Annotated in this window: 15 protein-coding genes; 12 read left to right on the top strand and 3 right to left on the bottom strand. The window is 72.3% G+C overall.

Going from position 1 to position 21,249, the window contains the following annotated elements; all coding sequences use genetic code 11:
- Positions 1 to 10: 10 nt before the first annotated feature.
- The 5 genes from STRNI_RS13720 to STRNI_RS13700 all read left to right on the top strand — a co-directional run bounded on the left by STRNI_RS13720 (position 11) and on the right by STRNI_RS13700 (position 6,589).
- Positions 11 to 1,762 (top strand): ABC transporter substrate-binding protein, encoded by a 1,752-nt coding sequence (locus STRNI_RS13720; RefSeq protein ID WP_026169220.1) that lies wholly within the window; start codon positions 11 to 13, stop codon positions 1,760 to 1,762.
- A 78-nt stretch (positions 1,763 to 1,840) separates the two neighbouring features.
- Positions 1,841 to 2,851 (top strand): ABC transporter permease, encoded by a 1,011-nt coding sequence (locus STRNI_RS13715; RefSeq protein ID WP_026169219.1) that lies wholly within the window; start codon positions 1,841 to 1,843, stop codon positions 2,849 to 2,851.
- Complete coding sequence (locus STRNI_RS13710; RefSeq protein ID WP_159486057.1) at positions 2,848 to 3,963, top strand: ABC transporter ATP-binding protein; 1,116 nt, start codon at positions 2,848 to 2,850, stop codon at positions 3,961 to 3,963. Before STRNI_RS13715 ends, STRNI_RS13710 begins: the two co-directional genes overlap by 4 nt.
- A 29-nt stretch (positions 3,964 to 3,992) precedes the next feature.
- Complete coding sequence (locus STRNI_RS13705; RefSeq protein WP_051104004.1) at positions 3,993 to 5,084, top strand: ABC transporter ATP-binding protein; 1,092 nt, start codon at positions 3,993 to 3,995, stop codon at positions 5,082 to 5,084.
- Between the two features lie 98 nt (positions 5,085 to 5,182).
- Positions 5,183 to 6,589, top strand: a complete 1,407-nt coding sequence (locus tag STRNI_RS13700; protein WP_277411336.1) for a M1 family metallopeptidase — start codon at positions 5,183 to 5,185, stop codon at positions 6,587 to 6,589.
- Positions 6,590 to 6,603: 14 nt separating this feature from the next.
- On the opposite strand, the gene STRNI_RS13695 is transcribed toward STRNI_RS13700, so the two are convergent.
- The gene (locus tag STRNI_RS13695) at positions 6,604 to 7,239 is read right to left on the bottom strand and encodes a trimeric intracellular cation channel family protein (RefSeq protein ID WP_051104003.1); all 636 of its coding nucleotides are present in this window, start codon (positions 7,237 to 7,239) and stop codon (positions 6,604 to 6,606) included.
- A 96-nt stretch (positions 7,240 to 7,335) separates the two neighbouring features.
- Here STRNI_RS13695 and STRNI_RS13690 point away from each other — a divergent pair, with 96 nt between their 5' ends.
- From STRNI_RS13690 to STRNI_RS13670, 5 genes are all read left to right on the top strand, one after another.
- Positions 7,336 to 8,184 (top strand): thioesterase family protein, encoded by an 849-nt coding sequence (locus STRNI_RS13690; RefSeq protein ID WP_018087274.1) that lies wholly within the window; start codon positions 7,336 to 7,338, stop codon positions 8,182 to 8,184.
- Between the two features lie 118 nt (positions 8,185 to 8,302).
- Positions 8,303 to 8,770 carry a CU044_2847 family protein gene (locus STRNI_RS13685; RefSeq protein ID WP_109892698.1) on the top strand — a complete coding sequence of 156 codons (468 nt, stop codon included), beginning with the start codon at positions 8,303 to 8,305 and terminating at the stop codon, positions 8,768 to 8,770.
- Positions 8,767 to 10,941, top strand: coding sequence for a VMAP-C domain-containing protein (locus STRNI_RS13680; RefSeq protein ID WP_277411335.1), 2,175 nt, complete (start codon positions 8,767 to 8,769; stop codon positions 10,939 to 10,941). The genes STRNI_RS13685 and STRNI_RS13680 overlap by 4 nt, the downstream gene beginning before the upstream one ends.
- Before the next feature lie 42 nt (positions 10,942 to 10,983).
- The gene (locus STRNI_RS13675; protein WP_266444765.1) at positions 10,984 to 11,997 is read left to right on the top strand and encodes an AAA family ATPase; all 1,014 of its coding nucleotides are present in this window, start codon (positions 10,984 to 10,986) and stop codon (positions 11,995 to 11,997) included.
- Positions 11,994 to 16,841 (top strand): SAV_2336 N-terminal domain-related protein, encoded by a 4,848-nt coding sequence (locus STRNI_RS13670; RefSeq protein WP_277411334.1) that lies wholly within the window; start codon positions 11,994 to 11,996, stop codon positions 16,839 to 16,841. Before STRNI_RS13675 ends, STRNI_RS13670 begins: the two co-directional genes overlap by 4 nt.
- A 14-nt stretch (positions 16,842 to 16,855) precedes the next feature.
- Here the strand turns inward: STRNI_RS13670 and STRNI_RS13665 are convergent, their stop codons facing one another.
- Positions 16,856 to 17,710, bottom strand: coding sequence for an alpha/beta fold hydrolase (locus STRNI_RS13665; protein WP_277411333.1), 855 nt, complete (start codon positions 17,708 to 17,710; stop codon positions 16,856 to 16,858).
- 194 nt (positions 17,711 to 17,904) lie between these two features.
- Here STRNI_RS13665 and STRNI_RS13660 point away from each other — a divergent pair, with 194 nt between their 5' ends.
- Entirely contained in the window at positions 17,905 to 19,074 is a 1,170-nt protein-coding gene (locus tag STRNI_RS13660) for a cysteine desulfurase family protein (protein WP_266444771.1), read from the top strand.
- Positions 19,075 to 19,203: 129 nt separating this feature from the next.
- Here the strand turns inward: STRNI_RS13660 and STRNI_RS13655 are convergent, their stop codons facing one another.
- Positions 19,204 to 19,923, bottom strand: a complete 720-nt coding sequence (locus tag STRNI_RS13655) for an N-acetylmuramoyl-L-alanine amidase (RefSeq protein WP_266444774.1) — start codon at positions 19,921 to 19,923, stop codon at positions 19,204 to 19,206.
- A 54-nt stretch (positions 19,924 to 19,977) separates the two neighbouring features.
- On the opposite strand from STRNI_RS13655, the gene mnmA reads away from it, so the two are divergent.
- Positions 19,978 to 21,108, top strand: a complete 1,131-nt coding sequence (gene mnmA, locus STRNI_RS13650; RefSeq protein ID WP_018087264.1) for a tRNA 2-thiouridine(34) synthase MnmA — start codon at positions 19,978 to 19,980, stop codon at positions 21,106 to 21,108.
- Positions 21,109 to 21,249: the final 141 nt, after the last annotated feature.

Raw genomic sequence — 21,249 nt, 5'->3', positions numbered from 1 at the left:
ACCGACCATCATGCGAAGGTCAGTTCCGGTCGCGGCTGTCGCGGCCATCACCAGTGCGGGCCTTTTGCTGGCCGGCTGCAGCGGGGGCAAGGGCTCCTCGGAAGGCTCGGGCGAGGCGAACGCCGCCACCAAGGGCATCGTCAACGCCTCGGACGAGAAGGGCGGCACGGTCACCTACGCGATCAGTGACGCCCCCGAGTCGTTCGACCCGGGCAACACGTACTACGCCTTCATCTACAACTTCAGCCGGCTCTACGCGCGCCCGCTCACCACCTTCAAGCCGGGTCCCGGCACCAAGGGCAACGAGCTGGTCCCGGACCTCGCCGAGTCGATGGGCAAGCCCAGCGACGGCGGCAAGACCTGGACGTACAAGATCCGCAAGGGCGTCAAGTACGACGACGGCTCCGAGGTCACCTCGCAGGACGTCAAGTACGCCGTCGAGCGGAGCAACTTCGCGCGTGACACCCTCTCGCTGGGCCCGAACTACTTCCAGCAGTTCCTCAAGGACAACGAGGGCGGCTACAAGGGCCCCTACAAGGACAAGAGCAAGGCCGGTCTGAAGTCCATCGAGACCCCGGACGAGCAGACGGTCGTCTTCCACCTGAAGAAGCCGTTCGCCGAGTTCGACTACCTGGTGAGCGCCCCGCAGACCGCTCCGGTCCCGCAGGCCAAGGACAAGGGCGCCGACTACACCAAGTCCGTGCTGTCCACCGGCTCGTACAAGTTCGAGAGCTACCAGGAGGGCAAGAAGCTCACCCTGGTCCGCAACCCGCAGTGGTCGGCGAAGACCGACCCGCTGCGCAAGCAGCTGCCGGACAAGATCGTCCTGAACCTGAAGGTCGCCCAGTCGACGATCGACAAGGACCTCAAGTCCGGCAACACCCTGGTGGACCTGGCCGGCCGTGGTGTCGACGGGCAGACGCAGGCCCAGCTCCTGACCGACCCCAAGGAGAAGGCCAACACCGACAACACGCTCGGTCAGCGGCTGGTCTACACGGCGCTCAACACCAAGGTGAAGCCGTTCGACAACATCGAGTGCCGTAAGGCCGTCGAGTACGCCATCGACAAGAAGGCCGTACAGACCTCGCTCGGCGGCCCGATACGCGGTGAGCTGGCCTCCACGGTCCTGCCGACCGACATCGACGGCTACCAGAAGTACGACCTGTACCCGCAGAAGTACGACGGCGACAAGCTGGATCTGACCGAGGCCAAGAAGCACTGGGACAAGTGCGGCGCCGGCAAGACCACGACCACGATCCTGGCCCGCAACGACCGCCAGGACGAGGTCGACGCGGCCACCACGGTCATCGACTCGCTCAAGAAGATCGGCGTCACCGCCAAGATCCAGTCCTACCCGACCAGCAAGTACTTCTCGGACTACGCCGGTGTGCCGAAGTTCAACAAGAAGAACAACGTCGGTCTGATCATGATGCAGTGGGGCTCGGACTTCCCGACCGGCTACGGCTACCTCCAGCAGATCCTCAACGGCAAGGCGATCAGCCAGTCCGGTAACACCAACCTGTCGGAGCTGGACGACCCGGAGATCAACAAGCTGCTCGAAAACGCCATCGCCAACACCGACAAGGCGGCCCGCGAGAAGGCGTACGCCGAGATCGACAAGAAGACGATGGAGCAGGCGGCGATCGTTCCGCTCACCTACTTCAAGGTCCTGATGTACCGCTCGCCCAAGGCCACCAACCTGGTGTCCACCTCGGCCTTCAGCGGTCAGTACGACTACCTCAACATCGGCGTCAAGAAGTAGCAGCCCTGGAAGGCAGGTGAAGGCATTGGTGTCCGCGGGCCGGTTCCGGCCGGTCCGCGGCGCCGACGCCGCATCCCCGTGTTCTCGTACATCATCCGCAGGTTGATCAGCGCAGTGGTGCTGCTGCTGATCGTCAGCGCGGTCACCTTCGGCATCTTCTTCCTGCTGCCGAAGCTGGCCGGGCAGAGCACCGACCAGCTTGCCCAGCAGTACATCGGAAAGGCCCCCACGCCCGCGGACATCGCCGCGGTGAAGAAGAACCTCGGCCTGGACAAGCCCGTGTACGAGCAGTACTGGGACTTCCTCAAGGGCATTTTCGTCGGCGTCGACTACAAATTCGGTCCGGAAGCGGCCAAGTGCCATGTGCCGTGCTTCGGTTACTCCTTCAAGACGCATATCGAGGTCTGGCCGGAGATCCAGTCCCGGCTCCCGGTGACCCTCTCGCTGGCCGCCGGTGCGGCCGTGCTGTGGGTCGTCTCCGGTGTCGCCACCGGCGTGCTCTCCGCACTGCGCCCCGGCTCGCTCTTCGACCGGATGGCGATGGGCGTCGCACTGGCCGGTGTCTCCCTCCCCATGTTCTTCACCGGCGCCCTGGCGCTGGCCCTGTTCACCTACCAGTGGCCGATCTTCGAACGCAGCGACTACGTACCGTTGCTGGAGGATCCGTTCCTGTGGGCCCGGACCCTGGTCCTGCCCTGGGTCACCCTGTCCTTCCTCTACTCCGCGCTCTACGCCCGGCTCACCCGGGCGGGCATGCTGGAGACGCTGAGCGAGGACTACATCCGTACGGCCCGCGCCAAGGGCCTGCGCGAGCGCAAGGTGGTCGTCCGGCACGGTCTGCGTGCCGCGCTCACCCCGATCATCACGGTCTTCGGCATGGACCTGGGCCTGCTGCTCGGTGGTGCGCTGATCACCGAACAGGTCTTCTCCCTCCAGGGAGTCGGTGCCTTCGCGGTCCAGTCGATCACCGCCAACGACCTGCCGAACATCCTCGGCGTCACCTTGCTCGCCGCGTTCTTCATCGTCATGTGCAATCTGGTGGTGGACGTTCTGTACGCCGCCGTCGACCCGCGGGTGAGGCTCTCGTGACCGACTCCTCCGAGGACAAGACCGAGACCGCGGTGGCCGAACCCGCCGCGGCCACCGCAAAGGAAGCACCGCAGACGGCGGCCTTCCTCCAGGTGCGGGATCTGAAGGTGCACTTCCGCACCGACGACGGGCTGGTGAAGTCCGTCGACGGCCTGAACTTCAGCCTGGAGAAGGGCAAGACGCTCGGCATCGTCGGCGAGTCCGGCTCGGGCAAGTCCGTCACCTCGCTCGCCGTGATGGGTCTGCACCGCGCCTCCCGCCAGCAGCGCAGCAAGGTCGACATGTCCGGCGAGATCTGGCTGGACGGCAAGGAGCTGGTCTCCGCCGATCCGGACGAGGTACGCCGGCTGCGCGGCCGCGAGATGGCGATGATCTTCCAGGACCCGCTGTCCGCGCTGCACCCCTTCTACTCGGTCGGCAACCAGATCATGGAGGCCTACCGCGTCCACAACGACGTGGACAAGAAGACCGCGCGCAAGCGGGCCGTCGAGATGCTCGACCGGGTCGGCATCCCGCAGCCCGACAAGCGGGTCGACGACCATCCGCACCAGTTCTCCGGCGGTATGCGCCAGCGCGCCATGATCGCGATGGCGCTGGTCAACAACCCCGAGCTGCTGATCGCGGACGAGCCGACCACCGCACTGGACGTCACCGTCCAGGCGCAGATCCTGGACCTGATCCGCGATCTGCAGAAGGAGTTCGGCTCGGCGGTCATCATCATCACCCACGACCTCGGGGTGGTCGCCGAGCTCGCCGACGACCTGCTGGTGATGTACGGCGGACGGTGTGTCGAGCGCGGCCCGGCCGAGAAGGTCTTCTACGAGCCGCAGCACCCCTACACCTGGGGTCTGCTCGGGTCCATGCCGCGCATCGACCGTGAGCAGACGGACCGGCTGATCCCGGTCAAGGGCTCCCCGCCCAGCCTGATCAACGTCCCGTCCGGCTGTGCCTTCAACCCCCGCTGCCCGTATGCGGACGTGCCGAAGGACAACCTCACCCGTACGGTCCGCCCCGAGCTGCGCGAGGCAGGCGGCGGGCACTCCTCCGCCTGCCATATGTCGCAGGAGGAGCGGGAGCGTATCTGGACCGAAGAGATTGCGCCGAAGCTGTGACCGAGACGACTGACGACCAGAACAAGAAGATCCCGCTCCAGAAGGGGGCGGAGACCTCCGCCGCCGCCCCCTCCGACGACGGGCCGCTGCTCAGGGTCCGCGGTCTGGTCCGGCACTTCCCGATCACCAAGGGCCTGCTCAAGCGGCAGGTCGGCGCGGTGCAGGCGGTCGACGGCATCGACTTCGACGTACGGCCGGGGGAGACGCTCGGCGTCGTCGGCGAGTCCGGCTGCGGCAAGTCGACGATGGGCCGGCTGATCACCCGGCTCGACGAACCGACCGGCGGCTCCATCGAGTTCCAGGGCCAGGACATCACCCATCTGTCCCAGGGCCGGCTGCGGCCGATGCGCCGCGACGTGCAGATGATCTTCCAGGACCCGTACGGTTCGCTGAACCCGCGGCACACCATCGGCGGGATCGTCTCCACCCCCTTCCGCCTCCAGGGCGTCGAGCCCGAGGGCGGGGTGAAGAAGGAGGTGCAGCGGCTGCTGGAGCTGGTGGGCCTGAGCCCGGAGCACTACAACCGCTATCCGCACGAGTTCTCCGGCGGCCAGCGGCAGCGCATCGGCATCGCCCGTGCGCTGGCGCTCAAGCCCAAGCTGGTGGTCGCCGACGAGCCGGTCTCCGCGCTGGATGTGTCGATCCAGGCCCAGGTCGTCAACCTCATGGACGACCTCCAGGAGGAGCTGGGCCTGACGTACGTCATCATCGCCCATGACCTCTCGGTCATCCGGCATGTGTCGGACCGGATCGCGGTGATGTACCTCGGCAAGATCGTGGAGTTGGCCGACCGCAAGGCGCTCTACGAGACACCCATGCACCCGTACACCAAGGCGCTGCTGTCCGCCGTACCGGTGCCCGATCCCAAGCGGCGCACCCAGCGCGACCGGATCCTGCTCAAGGGCGATGTGCCCTCGCCGATCAACCCGCCGTCCGGCTGCCGGTTCCGTACCCGCTGCTGGAAGGCGACCGAGGTGTGCGCCACCACCGAGCCGCCGCTGGTCGCGCTGCGGACCGGCCATCAGGTGGCCTGCCACCACCCCGAGAACGCGCCCGACCAGGCCCCGGCCGCCGCCACGGCGTCCGGCGGCCCGGCCGGCAAGGCGCCAACCGGTAAGTAACACCGAGGAATTGGCAAAGTCCCGGACGTAGCGGGACGGGAGGGTGCAGAGTCGGCGCGGTTGTTCCCCATCCGCTCGTGTGTCCGAAAGGACGGCTCATGGCACTCTCCCGTTCTGCGCGTCGCACCTCCCGCTGGCTCGCCCTGGCCACCGCCGTGGCCTCGGCCGCCACCCTCGCCGCCGCCCCCGGCGCTTCCCCCGGTGCCCCCGGCGTCGGTGACTCCTACTTCCCCGGGCTGGGCAACGGCGGCTTCGACGCCCTGCACTACGACCTCGGGGTCAGCTACCACCCCGGCAGCGGCCGGCTCGACGGCCGGACGAAGCTCACCGCCCGCGCCACCCAGAACCTCTCCGCCTTCGACCTCGACCTGCAGAAGCTGACGGTCGACACGGTCCGGGTGAACGGCCGGCGGGCCCACTTCGGCAGATCCGGCGACGAGATAACCGTCCGCCCCGACTTCCCGCTGCGCCGCGGCAAGAAGTTCACCGTCACCGTCGCCTACCACGGTGTCCCCAAGCCGCTGAGCGGCCCGATCGTCTTCGGCTCCGACTACGGCTGGATGAAGACGAAGGACGGGGTCTTCGTCGCCTGCGAGCCGAACGCCGCCTCGACCTGGTTCCCCTCCAGCGACCACCCGGACGACAAGGCGACCTACGACATCCGCATCGACGCCCCCAAGGGGCTGACCGGTGTCTCCAACGGCCGGCTGATCAGCTCCGGGGAGGCACACGGCCGCGCGTACGCCCACTGGCGCGAGAACCGTCCGATGGCGACCTATCTCGCCACCGCCACCATCGGGAAGTTCGACGTCCGTACGGGCACCACGCCCGGCGGCACGCCCATCTACGTCGCCACCGACCCCACCCTGCCCACCGGCAAGGTCGACGTCTACGGCATCACCGCGGAGGCCACCGACTACTGGTCGAAGGTCTTCGGCCCGTACCCCTTCGAGGTGACCGGGGCGATCGTCGACGACATGCCGCAGGCCGGCTTCTCGCTGGAGGTGCAGTCCAAGCCGGTCTACTCGGCCGTGCGCAGCGAGTCGACCATCGTCCACGAGCTGGCGCACCAGTGGTTCGGCGACTCGGTCTCCGTGAAGCGGTGGAAGAACATCTGGCTCAACGAGGGCTTCGCCACCTACGCGCAGTGGCTGTGGGCCGAGCACCGCGGCACCCGCAGCGCCCATGACGCCCTCCGCCAGCAGTACGCCGACATCCCGGCCGGCAACGACTTCTGGAAGGTGAAGATCGCCGATCCGCAGCGGGACACCATGTTCGCCGGGGCGGTCTACGTCCGGGGCGCGATGACGCTCCAGGTGCTGCGGGAGCGGATCGGCGACAAGGCGTTCTTCGAGCTGCTGCCGGCCTGGACCGCCCGCCACCGCTACGGCAACGCGGAGACCTCCCAGTTCATCGCGCTCGCCGAGAAGATCTCCGGGCAGCAGCTGGACGACCTCTTCGACGCCTGGCTGAAGACGGACAGCAGGCCGGCGCTGCCGCAGTAGGCCCCGGCCCCCGGTCAGTCGGCGTCGGGCCGTCCGCCCCGGGGGCGCAGCTGCTGCGGCCGCGGCAGATGCAGCCCGAGGTAGACCGCCCCCATCCGCAGGCCGAACACCACCCCCGCCGAGATCGCCGCGGCGGGGGTGGGTGCGGTGCCGAGGTGGTGCAGCAGCAGATAGCAGCAGCCGCCGGCCAGCGCGGCGATGGCGTAGACGTCCTCGCGCAGCAGCAGCGGGGGGAACTCCCCGCACAGCACATCGCGGATGACCTCACCGGCGACTCCGGTCAGCACCGCCAGGATGATCACGGCGAGCGGGGTGGCGTCCGCGTCGATCGCGGCGCGGGCGCCGATCACCGTGACGACGGACAGCCCGATCGCGTCGACCACCAGCAGCGATTTGTGCGGCAGCTGCCAGAACCGCAGATAGGCCATGGTGCCGACGCCGACACAGATGATCACGGTCAGCAGCACCCAGTCGTGCGTCCAGTACAGCGGCTGCCGGTTGAGGATGAGATCGCGCAGCGTGCCGCCGGAGATGGACGCGGCGAAGGCGAGCACCAGGCCGCCGAAGGGGTCCATGTTGGCGCGGTAGGCGGCCAGCACCCCGCTCGCCGCGAAGGCCGCGACGCCGACCAGGTAGAGGACGTGAAGCATGGCGCTCATCATCGCAGGCCCGGAAGGAACGGTTCCGTTCGAGGCCGTCAAAACTGACACTACCGGTCGGTAACTATCCGGTGTAGCGTGCAACCCATGGCTCTGGTGACCCACGGCAACAGCGAGTTCGACCGCGATACGGCGGTCACCCGCCGCGCCCCCGGCGTGTACGACGCCCACCTCTCCGCCGGCTGGACGATCATCCAGGCGGTCAACGGCGGCTACCTCCTCGCCCTCATGGGCCGCGCCCTGGGCGACGCCCTCCCGCACCCTGACCCGATGTCGGTCACCGCGCACTATCTGACGGCCTCGGTCCCGGGCCCCGCGGTGATCCGCACCGAAGTGGTCCGCACCGGCCGCACGATGTCGACCGGCACCGCCAGCCTCATCCAGTTCGCGGAGGACGGCAGCGAGGTCGAGCGGCTGCGGGTGCTCGCCGCGTACGGTGACCTCGGCGCGCTGCCCGACGATGTGCGGACCACCGCCAAACCCCCGGCCATCCCGCCGTACGAGCACTGCCTGGGCACGGACAGCTCCCCCGGCGGCCGCCCCGCGATCCCCGGCAGCACCGCCATCGCCGAGCGGCTCGCGCTCCGCCTGGACCCGGCGACCGCGGGCTGGGCCGTCGGCGCCCCCTCCGGCAAGGGCGAGATGCGCGCCTGGTTCGGCCTCGCCGACGGCCGCGAACCCGACCCGCTCTCCCTCTTGCTGACGGTCGACGCGCTACCGCCCACCGCCTTCGAGATGGGCCTGTCCGGCTGGGTCCCCACCGTCGAACTGACCGCCCACATCCGCCACCGCCCGGCCCCCGGCCCGCTGCGGGTCGCCATCACCACCCGCAACCTCGCGGGCGGCTTCCTGGAGGAGGACGCGGAGGTCTGGGACTCCGAGGACCGACTCGTCGCCCAGTCACGGCAGTTGGCGCGCGCGGTCCTGCAGGGGTAACGGGTCGCCCCGGATGCCGCTTCCGTCTCCTTTTCGCAGGTGACTCCGGGTACGGAGACGGAAAATGGGCGGCAAAAGTGCGGGCGGTGGCCCTGCGGAACGTGTCAGACTGAGCGGCATGGGGGACGTGGCTCTCAGAATTGATGATGCGACCGTCGTGTGGCTGCGGGCCGAAGACCCGGCCGCCACCCGCCGGCCGGACACGCACGAACAGTCCGGCGCACAGCCGCCGTCCGGCGGCGGCCGACGGCAGCAGTCCGACACCGACGGCGAGTTGGAGCTGCCCGAGGAGTTCGGCTCCGCCCAGCCGGTCAGCGTGGACAGCCGGATGAGCCGGGCGCTGACCCGCGGCGGGGCGGCCCTCGAAGAGGCCCTGCGGCCGCTCGGCGGCGTCCTCGGCCAGATCCATCGCTCGATCTCCAGCGGCAGCCACCGCCCCGACGAGGTCACCGTGGAGTTCGGCGTCACCCTCGGCTCCGATCTGAGCCTCGGGGTGTTCTCCGGCAAGGGAGACGCGAGCTTCAAGGTCTCGGCCACCTGGAATCTCGGCAGCGGCACGGGGGAGCCCGGCGGGACGGCCCCGTGATCGCAGGCGCAGGCCCGGACACCCCGCTCCAGCAGTCCTTCGCCTCCGTACGCCGTGGCGACCACGCCATCGGCGCCGGGGTGCTGGTCGCCGACCGCCTCGTCCTGACCTGCGCCCATGTCGTCAACAGCGCACTGGGCAGGGACCGTTTCGCCCAGGACACCCCCGGGCCCGGCGACACCGTCACCCTCCGGCTGCCCCATGTCGCGGCCGGCCATGACCTGACCGCACGGGTCTTACGGGAGATGTGGGTGCCGCCGCGGGCCACGGCGGCCGGGAGCGCCCCGGTCGAGCCCGGACGGGTGCCCTACCACGGCGATCTCGCCGTCCTGGAGCTGACCGGCGCCGCCCCCGAGGGCGCCGAACCGGCTCCGTTCCTCCAGCACAGCTACGCCAACGAGACCATCGCTTTATGGGCGAGCGGCAATCCGCTGCCCACGGTGCGGGCCGTGCCCCGGGTCTCGGCGCCGCCCTGGATCGCCCTGGACGTGCTCGGCGGCGCCCAGGTCACCGAGGGCTTCAGCGGCGGGCCGCTGTGGGACCGCGAGCGGCAGGCCGTGGTCGGCCTGGTCGCGGCCGTGCACCGCGCCCCCGAAGGGGCCGCACCCGGGAGCCGGCCGACGACGATGTACGCCATCAGCGTCCCGGCCATCGAGGCCGAACTCCCCACGCTCCCGCCCTCGGCGGTGCCCACCGCCCGGCGCGGGGTCCAGCAGCTGCTCACCGCGCTGGAGCGCGTACTGAAGGGCCGCGAGGCGGTCCTGGCCTGCGAGGAGCGGCTCGCCGCCCGGCTCGGCCGGCCCTCGGCGGGCCCCGCGGCCGACCTGGAACGGCTGGCCGGCCTGGCGGTGAGCGTCCGCCGCGGCATCCCCGAACTCCTCGACCTGGTACGGGACCACGAGCCGCCGGCCGCCGACCCCTACGACCCGCACCCCAGGCCCGGCCTCTACGGGGCCCGTGAGGACTGGGAGCGGCTGCGCCGCGCCGCCCGTACGGTCCGCCCCGGCGAGTACCTGACCACCCGCCAGCGCCGCGACCTCTCCGGCCTGTTGGCGCACTGCACCCGTACGGACCCCCGCACCCTCCTGGAGCGCGTCCTGCCGCACGCCCCGGAGCTGCCCGCCGTCACCGGCCTGGCCGACGCGATGGACGCCCTGGAGGGCTTCAGCTCCACCACCGGGGCGCCGGTGCCCCCGCTGCTGCAGGGCGTGGTGCGGATCAGCGTCGAGGAGCGCGCGGCCGGTGCGTATCCGGCCGAGGACCTCGACGCCTGGGTCGAGCGGATCGCCGCCCGGTCGGGGGTCGACGAGGCGGCGGTCAGCCAGTTCCGTGCCGATGTCACGGCGGCCGCGGCCCCGGTCCGCACCCCGGCGGCCGGCCCGCCGGCCACCGGAACACCGGCCACCGCCCCCCGCGTCCAGGTGGAGCTGCTGCCCACCCCGACCGGACGCCGCTTCACGTACCAGATCTGGACCTTCGCCGACCGTCAGCCGCACCGGCTCGCGCTGGTCCGCGATGCCGAGGCGGGCAGCGAGCAGGTGGTCGACGACATCCGCCGGGTGCTGCGCACCGAGGTCCGGGAGGACCCGGAGACCGCCCTGGTGGAGTACTTCCTGCCGTCCGCCTGGCTCGGTCTGGACGTCGACTCCTGGGAGTCGCCCGACAGCGACGAGGACGGGCCGTTCGCGCCCGGGATCACCCGGCGGGTCGTGGTGCGCACCACCGAGCGCTCCCGGGAGAGCTACGCCGGCTGGAAACAGCGCACCGCCGCCCTGCCGCACGCCAAACGCCTGGTCCTCGACCACCGGCACACCGACCGCAAGGTGGCCCGCGCCCAACTGGAGGTGCACCGCGACGCCGGTACGGTCATCGTGTGCTGCGAACCGGACCACCACGGAACGCTGTTGCGCCAGTGCGTCCAGGCAGGCGTCCACACCGTGCTGTGGCACCGCGCCGAACACGGCGCCCACATCGCCCAGGACCTGCTGGCCCTGGTCGACGGCACCGACCACGCCGAGGTACCCGAGGTGGTGCGCCTGGAGCGGGCCAAGGCGATGGCCGAGCCGGAGAGCGTGGTCCACCACGGCCGCCGGCTGTCCCTGCTCTATGACGCGCCCGACCATCGGCCCCCACAACTCGCCCCGGACGCCTGGGTGCTGACCCAGCCCTGAGTACCGGAGCGTGGACGCAGTAATGAACGAGGAGAACGTGCGGTGACCGGACAGAGCGCAGCAGGCGCACATGACGACCCGGGGGCGGAGCCGGAGGACTGGTGGGTGTTCCGCGGGCCCGCCCCGCTGCCCGCCCCGCCGCCCTGGCGCCACCTGCCCTCCGGCCGCGGGACGGCGCCCCGCGCCCCGTACCTCCTGGAGCGCAACGAGATCTCCGTCGTCAACGCCGCCCTGCATCTGCACCGTCCGCTGCTGGTCACCGGCCGCCCCGGCGCCGGCAAGAGCTCGCTGGCCCGCGCCGTCGCCGAGGAGCTCGGGCTCGGTGACGTACTGCGCTGGTCGGTCAACAGCCGCTCCACGCTCCAGGACGCCCTCTACCGCTACGACGCCGTGGGCCGCCTCCGGGAGGCCTCACTGCGCCGTGAGCGCGAGGTCCCGCACGGCTCCGCGCGCCGCCCCCGGGCACGGCGCGCCACCGCGGCCGGCGACATCGGGCAGTACCTGCGCCTCGGCCCGCTCGGCAGCGCGCTGGCGGCCGACCGCCCCCGCGTCCTGCTCGTCGACGAACTCGACAAGGCCGATATCGATCTGCCCAACGACCTGCTGGTCGTGCTGGAGGAGGGCGAGTTCGAGATCCCGGAGCTGGCCCGGCTGCCCGAGCACCAACAGGAGGTCCAGGTCCTGCTGAGCGGAAGCCGGAAGCGGGTCGCGGTCCACCGCGGAGTGGTCCGCTGCACCCACTTCCCGGTCGTCATCATGACCAGCAACGGCGAACGCGACTTCCCGCCTGCCTTCCTGCGCCGCTGCGTACGGCTGGATCTGCCGGAGCCGACCGGCGACCGGCTGCGGAAGATCATCGAACACAACCTGGGCGAGCACGCGGTCGCCGCGGCGGAGGACCTCATCGAGGTCTTCCACCAGCGCGCGAAGACCCAGACACTGGCCACCGACCAGCTGTTGGCCGCGGTCCATCTGCGCATCAGCGGCGCCGACCTCACCAAGGAAGAGCTCCTCGCCGCCGTGCTGCACCGCCTCGACGAGTCCATGTCGCCATGATCGACCGACTGCGACAGGCGATGTCGGCCGCCGGCTACGACCTCGGGGCCACGGAACTCCTCGATGTGCTGTGGCTGTCGAGGGCGATGGAGGGACGTACGGCGGCCGAGGCGCCGGGGGACGCGGGGGAGTCGGGGGAGCGTGTGGGTGGGACGGGGAGTGGGAGCGGTGCCGGGGCCGAAGGGGCCGGGGTGCCGGAGGAGTCGCGGGGGGAAGGCGTTGCCGAGGACGGCGGTTCGTCCGACGGGCGGGCCGGGGCCGGGGCCGGGACGGTGGATGCGGACGATGCGGCCGATACGGTCGCCGATCGAGCAGGCTCCGAGGGCCCTGGCGAGTCCTCGGATCACGCCGACCCGGCCCGTAGTCCTGGCGATCGCAGCGACCTCGCCGACCACACCGATCGCACCGACCCCACCCCCACCGCCGGACCCGGCGGCACGGCCGCGCCCGGCGACGAGCCTTCGTCCGGGCCCTGCGACCCGCTGACGCCCGCCGTCCCGCCCCGTCGCGCGCTGTACGCCATGGGGAGCCAGGGCGGTGAGCCGGGCGCGGACCGGGCCCGGACCGCGCGGGTCCCCGGCGGGCGAGCGCTGCCCGACGCCCAGCAACTGGGCCGGGCGCTGCGCCCGTTGCGCAGGTCCCGGGACCACCCGCACCGCACCGTCACCGATATCGAGGCCACCGTCCGCCTCGCCGCCGAGACCGGTTTCCTCGATGTCGTCTCCCGCCCGGACCAGGAGCGGCGCTGGTCGGCCGTGCTGCTCGTGGACTGCTCACCGTCCATGCAGGTCTGGGGGCCGCTCGCGGCCGAGCTGCGCGCGCTGCTCGCCCGGAGCACGGTCTTCCGCTCCGTCCGCATCCTTCCGGTCGACCCCCAGGACCCGAGCGGCCCGGCGGGGCGCCGGCGGTCCGCGGGCGCGGCGGTGACCTTTCTGCTGACCGACGGTACGAGCCCGGGCTGGCGCACCCCGCAGGCCGTACGCGCCCTGGCTGCCTGGGGCCGCGGCGGCCCGCTGGCCGTACTGAACCCGCTGCCCCGGCGGCTGTGGCGCGGCACCGCCCTGGACGCACGGCCCCGGCTCCTCGCCGCACCGGGCGAGTTCGACCCCCTCGGACGGCTCATCGTCTGCGACGGGCTGAGCGGTGAGCGCGATCCGGAGGCGGACGGCCTCCTCGCGCTGCCCGTGCTGCATCCGACCGCCTCCGCGCTGGAGCAGTGGGCCGGGCTGCTCACCCGCCCCGGCGTGCCGCATCTGATCGAAACGGTGCTGCTGGACGAGGCGCCCCCCGCGTCGGCGCGGCCTGCCGCACCACACGGCACGGCCGAGGAGCTGCTGGCCCACTTCCGGGGCGCGTTCTCCCCCGAGGCCTACCGTCTCGCCGTCCGCCTCTCCGCCATCCGTCCCCTGACCACACCCCTGATGCAGCTGGTACGGGCCGCCACGATGCGGGACGCCGGGCCCACCCATGTCGCGGAGATCCTGCTCGGCGGCCTGCTGGAGCGCACCGACCAGGCACGGGGCGCGGCCGCCGCCCACACCCTGGACCGTGCCCTGGGCGCGCCGCCACCGGGCCAACTCACCCAGCCCGTCTACGACTTCCGGCCCGGCGTACGGGAGCTGCTGTTCAGCGGGCTCGGCGCCGAACAGGCCGTGGAGGTCGTCGAGGCGGTCGGCCGGTCCCTGGAGCCGTACATGGGACGGCTGCCGGACTTCCCGGTCCTGATGGGGGACGAGGAAGGGGAGCTGCGGCTCCAGGCGTCGGCGCGGGCCTTCGCGGTGCTGGCCAGTCCGGTGCTGGAGCGGATGGGCGGTGTGGTGCCGGAGCAGACGGACCACACGGTGCCCCCGCAGCGCCGCCCCACGCCCCCGCCCCCGCCGTCACCGCGCTTCGGCGTCCTCGGTCCGGTGCGCGCCTGGCGCGGTGCGACACCGCTCGAACTGGGCGGCCCGGAGGAACGGGCGCTGCTGGCCGCCCTGTTGCTGCGGCCGGGACACTCCGCGAGCGCGAGCGAGCTGCTGCCCGACCTCTGGGGCGACCAGCCGCCGCGTGGCGCACTCTCCTCGCTGTACGCCTGCGCCACCCGGCTGAACACGGCGCTCGGCGCCGACACCGGGGCGACCACCGGTGACGCGGACCTCCTGGTCAGGGAGCAGGACGGGGGCTATGCCCTGCGCCGCCCCGACGGCAGCGCGCCCGTCCTCGACGTCGATCTCGACCGGGCCGAGCAGCTGGTCGACCGGGCCCGCCGCGCCGTGAAGCCGGCCGCGGCCCGCCGACTGCGCGACGAGGCACTGGCGTTGTGGGACGGCGAACCGCTCGCCGGGCTGCCGGGGCCCTTCGCCGTGGACTGGCGGACCCGGCTGGCACGCTGGCGCAGCGATCTCCTGGACGAGATCTACCGCCCCCTTGCCGAGGAGCCCGCGCGGGATCCGGCCGGGCCCCGGGCCGACGCGGTGGCCCTGCCGGCGGCGCCGGAGCCGTTCGCCGGGCGGAGCGGGCCGCTCTCCCGGCTGGCCGCCGGACTGACGGGCGGCACGAGCGACGCCCCGGCCTGCCGTTTCGTCCACGGGCCGGCCGGGGCCGGCAAGACGGCCCTCGCGCTGCGGGTCGCGCACGAGGTCGCGGAGCACTTCCCGGACGGACAGGTGTTCCTGGATCTGTGCGGCAGCGCCGACGAGGCGGGGGAGCGGGTGACGGCGACCGGTGCCCTCGAAGCGCTGCTGCGTGCGCTGGGCGTGCCGGCCGGCGACATCCCCCTGTGGCGCGACGGCCGGGCGGCCCTCTACCGCTCGCTGCTGGCCGAACGCCGCGTCCTCATCGTGCTGGACGACGCACCTGACGCCGATGCGTCCGCCGCGTCCGATGCGTCCGAGGCGGCGGACCTGGCCCTGGCCCCCCTGCTCCCCGGTCACACGGGCAAGCCCGGAGGCCGGGGCGGCGCCGTCCTGCTCACCGGCCGTGGGTGCCCGCCGCTTCCCCCGCCCGCCGAAGCCGTCGAGCTGGCCGGACTGACCACCGCCGAGGCGCAGGAGCTGTTCACCGACCCCGGCCCCCCGACGCTCCGGTGGCTCGACGCGCAACTCTCCGAGCAGGCACGACGGGCCTTCCGCCTGCTCGCCGTCACGGACCCCGCCGAGGTCTCGTCCGAGGCCTTCTCGTCCGCCGCCTTCCCGTCCGGCGCCGCGGCCGCACTGCTCGATGCCACGGCACAGCGGACCCGCGCCCTGCTGGACGAGCTGCTGGCCGTCGGCGCGCTCCGTGAAGCGGGCTCCGGTCACTACCGCTATACGGGCCAACTGCGGCGCCTCGCCTCCCGGTCCGCCGCTCACGAGCTGCCCGAGGCGGCGCGCGACGAGGCCCTGACCCGGCTGCTGACCTGGTATCTCGCCCTGGGCCGGCAGGTGCACGCCCTCCGGTGCCCGGGCGACCGGATGCTCCATGACCTCGCCCGCGTCCCCTCCGCCGGCCCCCTGCCCACCACGAAGGACCGGGCCGAGGCCCTGGCCGTCTGGGCCGAGGAGACCCCTGGGCTGCTCGCACTCGTCCGCCGGGCCGCGCTCCGCACACCGGGGATCGTCCGCCAGGCCGCCGATCTCCTTCTGCTCGCCCAGGTGACGGCGGATTCCGGGGCGTTGTCCGCCGCCTATGAGCCGGCCGCCCGGACGGTGGCGGCGCGGGCGGCCCGGGACGGCGACGCACGGGCGGAAGGCCGGGCCCGGGTCGCGCTCGCCGAGGCGTACCTCACGCTGGGCAAGTGCGCCGAGGCCGAGCCCGAGGCGCGGCGCGCGGAGCAGCTGGCCGGCCGCTGCGGCGACCCTCTGACGCGCTTTCGCGCACCGTATGCGCGCGGCATCGTCGCCCTCCAACAGGGGCGGCACGACACCGCGGAGCGGCATCTGGTCGCGGCATGGCAGCAGTGCACCGAGCGCGACGAACTCGGCGAGGCTGCCGCACTCGGCGCACTGGCCCGGCTCTGGGCGGCGACCGGCAACAGCAACGAAGCTGTGCTGTTCGCCGAGCGGAGCGTAGCCCTCCACCACCGCGTCGGCCGCGGCTCCCCGCGGCTCGCGCACGGCCGGTACGCCCTGGCCGAAGCGCTGTCGGCGGCCGGCCGGCCCGCCGAGGCGCTCCGTGAACTCTTGCAGGCTCTGCCCCTCTTCGAGGAGGACCGACAGCGGCTCTGGGCAGGGCGTACCCGCTGCCGGATGGCCGAGGCGATGGTCGCCCTGATCCGTCCCGGCGAGGCGGTGACCGCCGCCGAGGACGCGGCGAAACGGTTGCTGGTGCCGGGCGGTGAACGGTGGCGCGCCGACGCGCTGACCGCCCTGGGCCACGCCGAGACCGCCCTGGGCCGCAAACAGGGCGCCCAGGCGCACTGGCGCGAAGCACTCGCCGTCCACGAGGCGTTCGGCGCCCCGGAGGCCCGCACCCTCCGCGCGCTGCTACGGGACAAGACGGGAACGCCGACGACCGGCCCCCGCCGGCCCGGCCCCTCCCGCACCGCGGACACCGCACGCACCGGCACCGCCCTGCGCGACCTGACCGCCGCCGTCCGCACCCTGACCGACCAACTACGCCTCCAGCCGGCCGACGAGAAACCCGGCCAGAACCTCTCCGGCCGGCCCACCCCCCTCCCCGCCCTCGACACCCTCGAAGCCGAACTCACCACCAAACTGGCCGACTTCACCCCCACGACCCACCTCCCCCGCCCCGACCTCCACCGCCTCCGCACCTCCCTGGAATCCCTCACCTCCCCCGAGGCCCTGCCGACACCCTCGTCACCCGCCATCACCGAGGCCGCCACAGCGGTCCGCGAACTCGCACGGCGCATCGATCCGTAGGAGGGCCGGAGCGCTCACCCACCACCCCCCACGAACTCCCCCAACACCGCCCCCAGTTCCGCCGGTGCGTCCTCCTGGACCAGATGGCCCGCGTGTTCGATCAGGTGGAGACGGGAGCCGGGGATGCGGGAGGCCAGTTCGTGGCCCCTGGTGGGTGGGATCCAGGTGTCCTGGGTGCCCCAGCAGATCAGGGTCGGCAGGGTGAGCTCGCCGTAGCGGGGTTCGATCTCGTCCGTGAAGCGCTGGTCGTTCTGGGCGATCTGGCGGTAGAAGGCCGGCCGGCCCTCGTCCGTGCACCACGGTTCGACCAGCCGGTCGAGGACGGCCGGGTGCAGGCCGGGGTGGCTCGCGGAGGAGACGTACTCCCGCACCAGCGCGCGGTGGAGGTCCGGCGGCAGCTGTCCGAACACCTCGGGGTGCGCGCCCAGCAGCCGGTACGTGGGCGAGCCCCAGGGGGCCAGCGCCACCGGGTCGACCAGGGCCAGCCGCGCATAGCGCGCACCGTGCAGCAGATGTGCCCGCAGGGCGACACAGCCGCCGAAGTCATGCGCGACCACGGCCGGCCGGGCCGCCTCCGTGGCCAGGCCCCAGTGGGTGAGCAGCTCCGTGAAGACACGGGCCTGAGCGCCGAGTGAGACGTCCTGGCCGGCGTGCTTCTCCGAGGCGCCGTAGCCCGGCATGTCCCAGACGAACACCCGGTGCCGTGTGGCGAGGGCGCGGGCGACACCCCGCCAGACGTACGACGAGAAGGGCGTCCCGTGCAGCAGGACCACCGCCGGTGTGTCCTCCTGCCCTTCCCCGAGCACGGCCCACCGCACCTCGTCGCCCGACGTGCTGCGGAATGTCCGGTCCAGAAGCCACTGTGTCATGAGTGTCAGGCTAGTGACTCCTTACAGGGGTGTCGAGAGGTCGGGCTTCGTCGAGGGGCCGGGCGGTCGTCCCATGGGCCGCCAGGGGAAGCCGGCCGGTGGGCTGTCGTCCCGCTCCCCGGCGTACGGCGCTCCCGCGCGCTGCGGATGCGCCCCCGGAGCCGACCGCGCCAGCTCGTAGAATCGTGCGCACCATGGTTTACCTCGACCACGCCGCCACCACCCCGATGCTCCCGGAGGCGGTGCAGGCGATGACCGCCCAGCTGACCGTCACCGGCAATGCGTCCTCGCTGCACGCCGACGGCCGGCGGGCCCGGCGTACCGTCGAGGAGGCGCGCGAGTCCCTCGCCGTCTCGCTCGGCGCACGCCCGAGCGAGATCGTCTTCACCGCGGGCGGCACCGAGGCCGACAACCTCGCGGTCAAGGGCCTGTACTGGGCGCGCCGGGCCGCCGACCCGGCCCGTACCCGCGTCCTCGCCAGCCCCGTCGAGCACCATGCGGTCCTCGACGCCGTGGAGTGGCTCGCCGAGCACGAAGGCGCCCGCGTCGAGTGGCTGCCGGTCGACAGCTACGGCCGGGTGCACGCCGAGGGGCTGCGCACGGCCATTGCCCGCAACCCCGCCGATGTCGCACTCGCCACGGTCATGTGGGCCAACAACGAGATCGGCACCATCCAGCCGGTGCGTGAACTGGCCGACGTCGCCGCGGAGTTCGACATTCCGCTGCATGCGGACGCGGTGCAGGCCGTCGGCCAGCTGGAGGTCGACTTCGGCGCCTCCGGGCTCGCCGCGATGACGGTCTCCGGCCACAAGATCGGCGGGCCGTACGGCATCGGCGCGCTGCTGCTGGGCCGCGAATACGCCCCGGTGCCGGTGCTGCACGGCGGCGGCCAGGAACGGCACGTCCGCTCCGGCACCCTCGACACCCCGGCCATCGCCGCCTTCGCCGCGGCCGGGCGCCATGCCGTCGCCCACCGCGAGGACTTCGCCCGCGACATCGGCGCGCTCCGCGACGACCTGGTCAAGGCCGTCCGCGCCGCCGCCCCCGACGCCGTCCTCGGCGGCGATCCGGACCCCGCGGGCCGGCTCCCCGCCAACGCCCACTTCTCCTTCCCCGGCTGCGAGGGCGACTCCCTCCTGCTCCTCCTGGACGCCCAGGGCATCGCCTGCTCCACGGGCTCCGCCTGCACCGCCGGCGTCGCCCAGCCCAGCCATGTCCTGCTGGCCACCGGCATGTCCCCGGACCTCGCCCGCGGCACTCTGCGGTTCTCCCTGGGGCACACCTCCACCGCGGAGGACGTGGCGGCCCTGGCCGAGGCCATCGGGCCGGTCGTCGAGCGGGCACGGAGCGCGGGCCTGAGCTAGGAGCGCGCTCCTGAGAGCTGGGAGTGCGGGACTGTGAGCTAGGAGTGCGGGCCTGAGCCAGGGGGTTTCCGAGGGCCTGTCCGAGGGGTGGTGTGGGCCCGTGGCGCCCGGCGCCGGGGCCCGTGCGCCTCAGGTCTTCCGTGCGGGCGGGCTCTCCCCCGTCCGTACGGGCTTGCGCAGCTCGGCCCGGACGAGCCGCAGATAGCGGTCCCAGTCCCAGTGCGGCCCCGGATCGGTGTGATCCGTTCCGGGCACCTCCACATGCCCCACGAGGTGCTCCCGGTCGGCCGGGAAGCCGTACCGCCGGCAGATCCCCGCCGTCAGCCGCGCCGACGACGCGTACATGGCATCCGTGAACGACTCCGGGCGGTCCACGAACCCCTCGTGCTCGATCCCGATGCTCCGCTCGTTGTAGCCGCGGTTGCCCGCGTGGAACGCCACGTCCAGCTCGCGGATCAGCTGCGCGACATGCCCGTCCTTGCGAACGACATAGTGCGCGCCGGCCTCGTGATCCGGGTCCTGGAAGACGTCCAGCGCGGTCGCATAGCTGCCCTGGACGACATGGATGACCACCCGGTCGATCCCGTAATCCGCCGGCCGGTCCGCCCGCCGGTAGTTCTCCGGGGACGCCGCGACCCACTGCGCACCCCGGTGATCGACGGCGCCGGCCTTGCGTGGTTTGTCGTTCCCCGGCAGCCGCCACCACCACTGCCCCAGCACATCGTGCCCCGCGAACGCCGCGGTCCCGGCGGCGACCGCCCCACCACCCCCGATCCACAAGGCCCGGCGCCGCGTGACGGCGGATGTGGCCTCCTGGCCGCCGCCCTTCTCCCCGTCCCTCTTCCCCATGCGCTGCATAACGCTTTCGGCCCTGTCGGCGGTTCCGTCTACTCTGGACTGGCTATGACTGATGACGCCCCCCGCCGCCTCCGCGTACTCGCCGCCATGTCCGGCGGCGTCGACTCCGCCGTTGCCGCCGCCCGCGCCGCCGAGGCCGGCCATGACGTGACCGGTGTGCATCTCGCGCTCTCCGAGAACCCGAAGTCGTTCCGCACCGGCGCCCGCGGCTGCTGCACGATCGAGGACTCCCACGACGCCCGCCGCGCCGCCGACGTCATCGGTATCCCCTTCTACGTCTGGGATCTCGCCGAACGCTTCCGTGAGGACGTCGTCGACGACTTCATCGCGGAGTACGAGGCCGGGCGCACCCCGAACCCCTGCCTGCGCTGCAACGAGAAGATCAAGTTCGCCGCGCTCCTGGACAAGGCCCTGGCACTCGGCTTCGACGCCGTCTGCACCGGCCACTACGCCACGGTCGTCCTGCGCGAGGACGGCACCCGCGAGCTGCACCGCGCCTCCGACATGGCCAAGGACCAGTCGTACGTCCTCGGCGTCCTCGACGACCGCCAGCTCGCGCACGCCATGTTCCCGCTCGGCGACACCCTCACCACCAAGGCGGAGATCCGCGAAGAGGCCGCCCGCCGCGGTCTGTTCGTCGCCAAGAAGCCGGACAGCCACGACATCTGCTTCATCGCCGACGGCGACACCCAGGGCTTCCTGGCCAAGCGGCTCGGCACGGCTCCCGGCGACATCGTCGACGAGTCCGGCAACCGCCTCGGTACGCACGAGGGCGCGTACGGCTTCACCATCGGCCAGCGCAAGGGCCTGCGCATCGGCCACCCGGCCGCCGACGGCAAGCCGCGCTATGTCCTCGACATCTCCCCGGTCGACAACACCGTCACCGTCGGCCCCGCCGCCTCCCTCGACGTCATGGCGCTGACCGCGATCCGCCCCCGCTGGTGCGGCCGTCCCCCGACGGCCGGTCCCGCGACGTACACGGCCCAGCTCCGTGCCCACGGCGGCGAGACCGAGGTCACCGCCGAGCTGATCGGCGACGCCGAGCTCCAGGTGTCCTTCACCGAGCCCGTCCGCGGTGTGGCCCCCGGCCAGGCGATCGTCCTCTACGACGGCACCCGCGTGGTCGGTTCGGCCACCATCGCCACCACGGAGCGGGCGGTGCGCGCCGAGGCATAGCCGGGCCTCCCGGAGGTGCTCCGGGGGAGGCGCGAGCCACCACGGGGCGTCGCGCCGAACGGACAACGGGCGTCGCGCCGAACTGACAAATGTCATGGCGATCCCGGGACAGGTGAAACTGTTGCCGGCCACGGCTGTGCA

The organism is Streptomyces nigrescens, from assembly GCF_027626975.1.
Lineage (GTDB): Bacteria > Actinomycetota > Actinomycetes > Streptomycetales > Streptomycetaceae > Streptomyces > Streptomyces nigrescens.
This window is presented reverse-complemented; position numbering and strand designations above follow the sequence as displayed.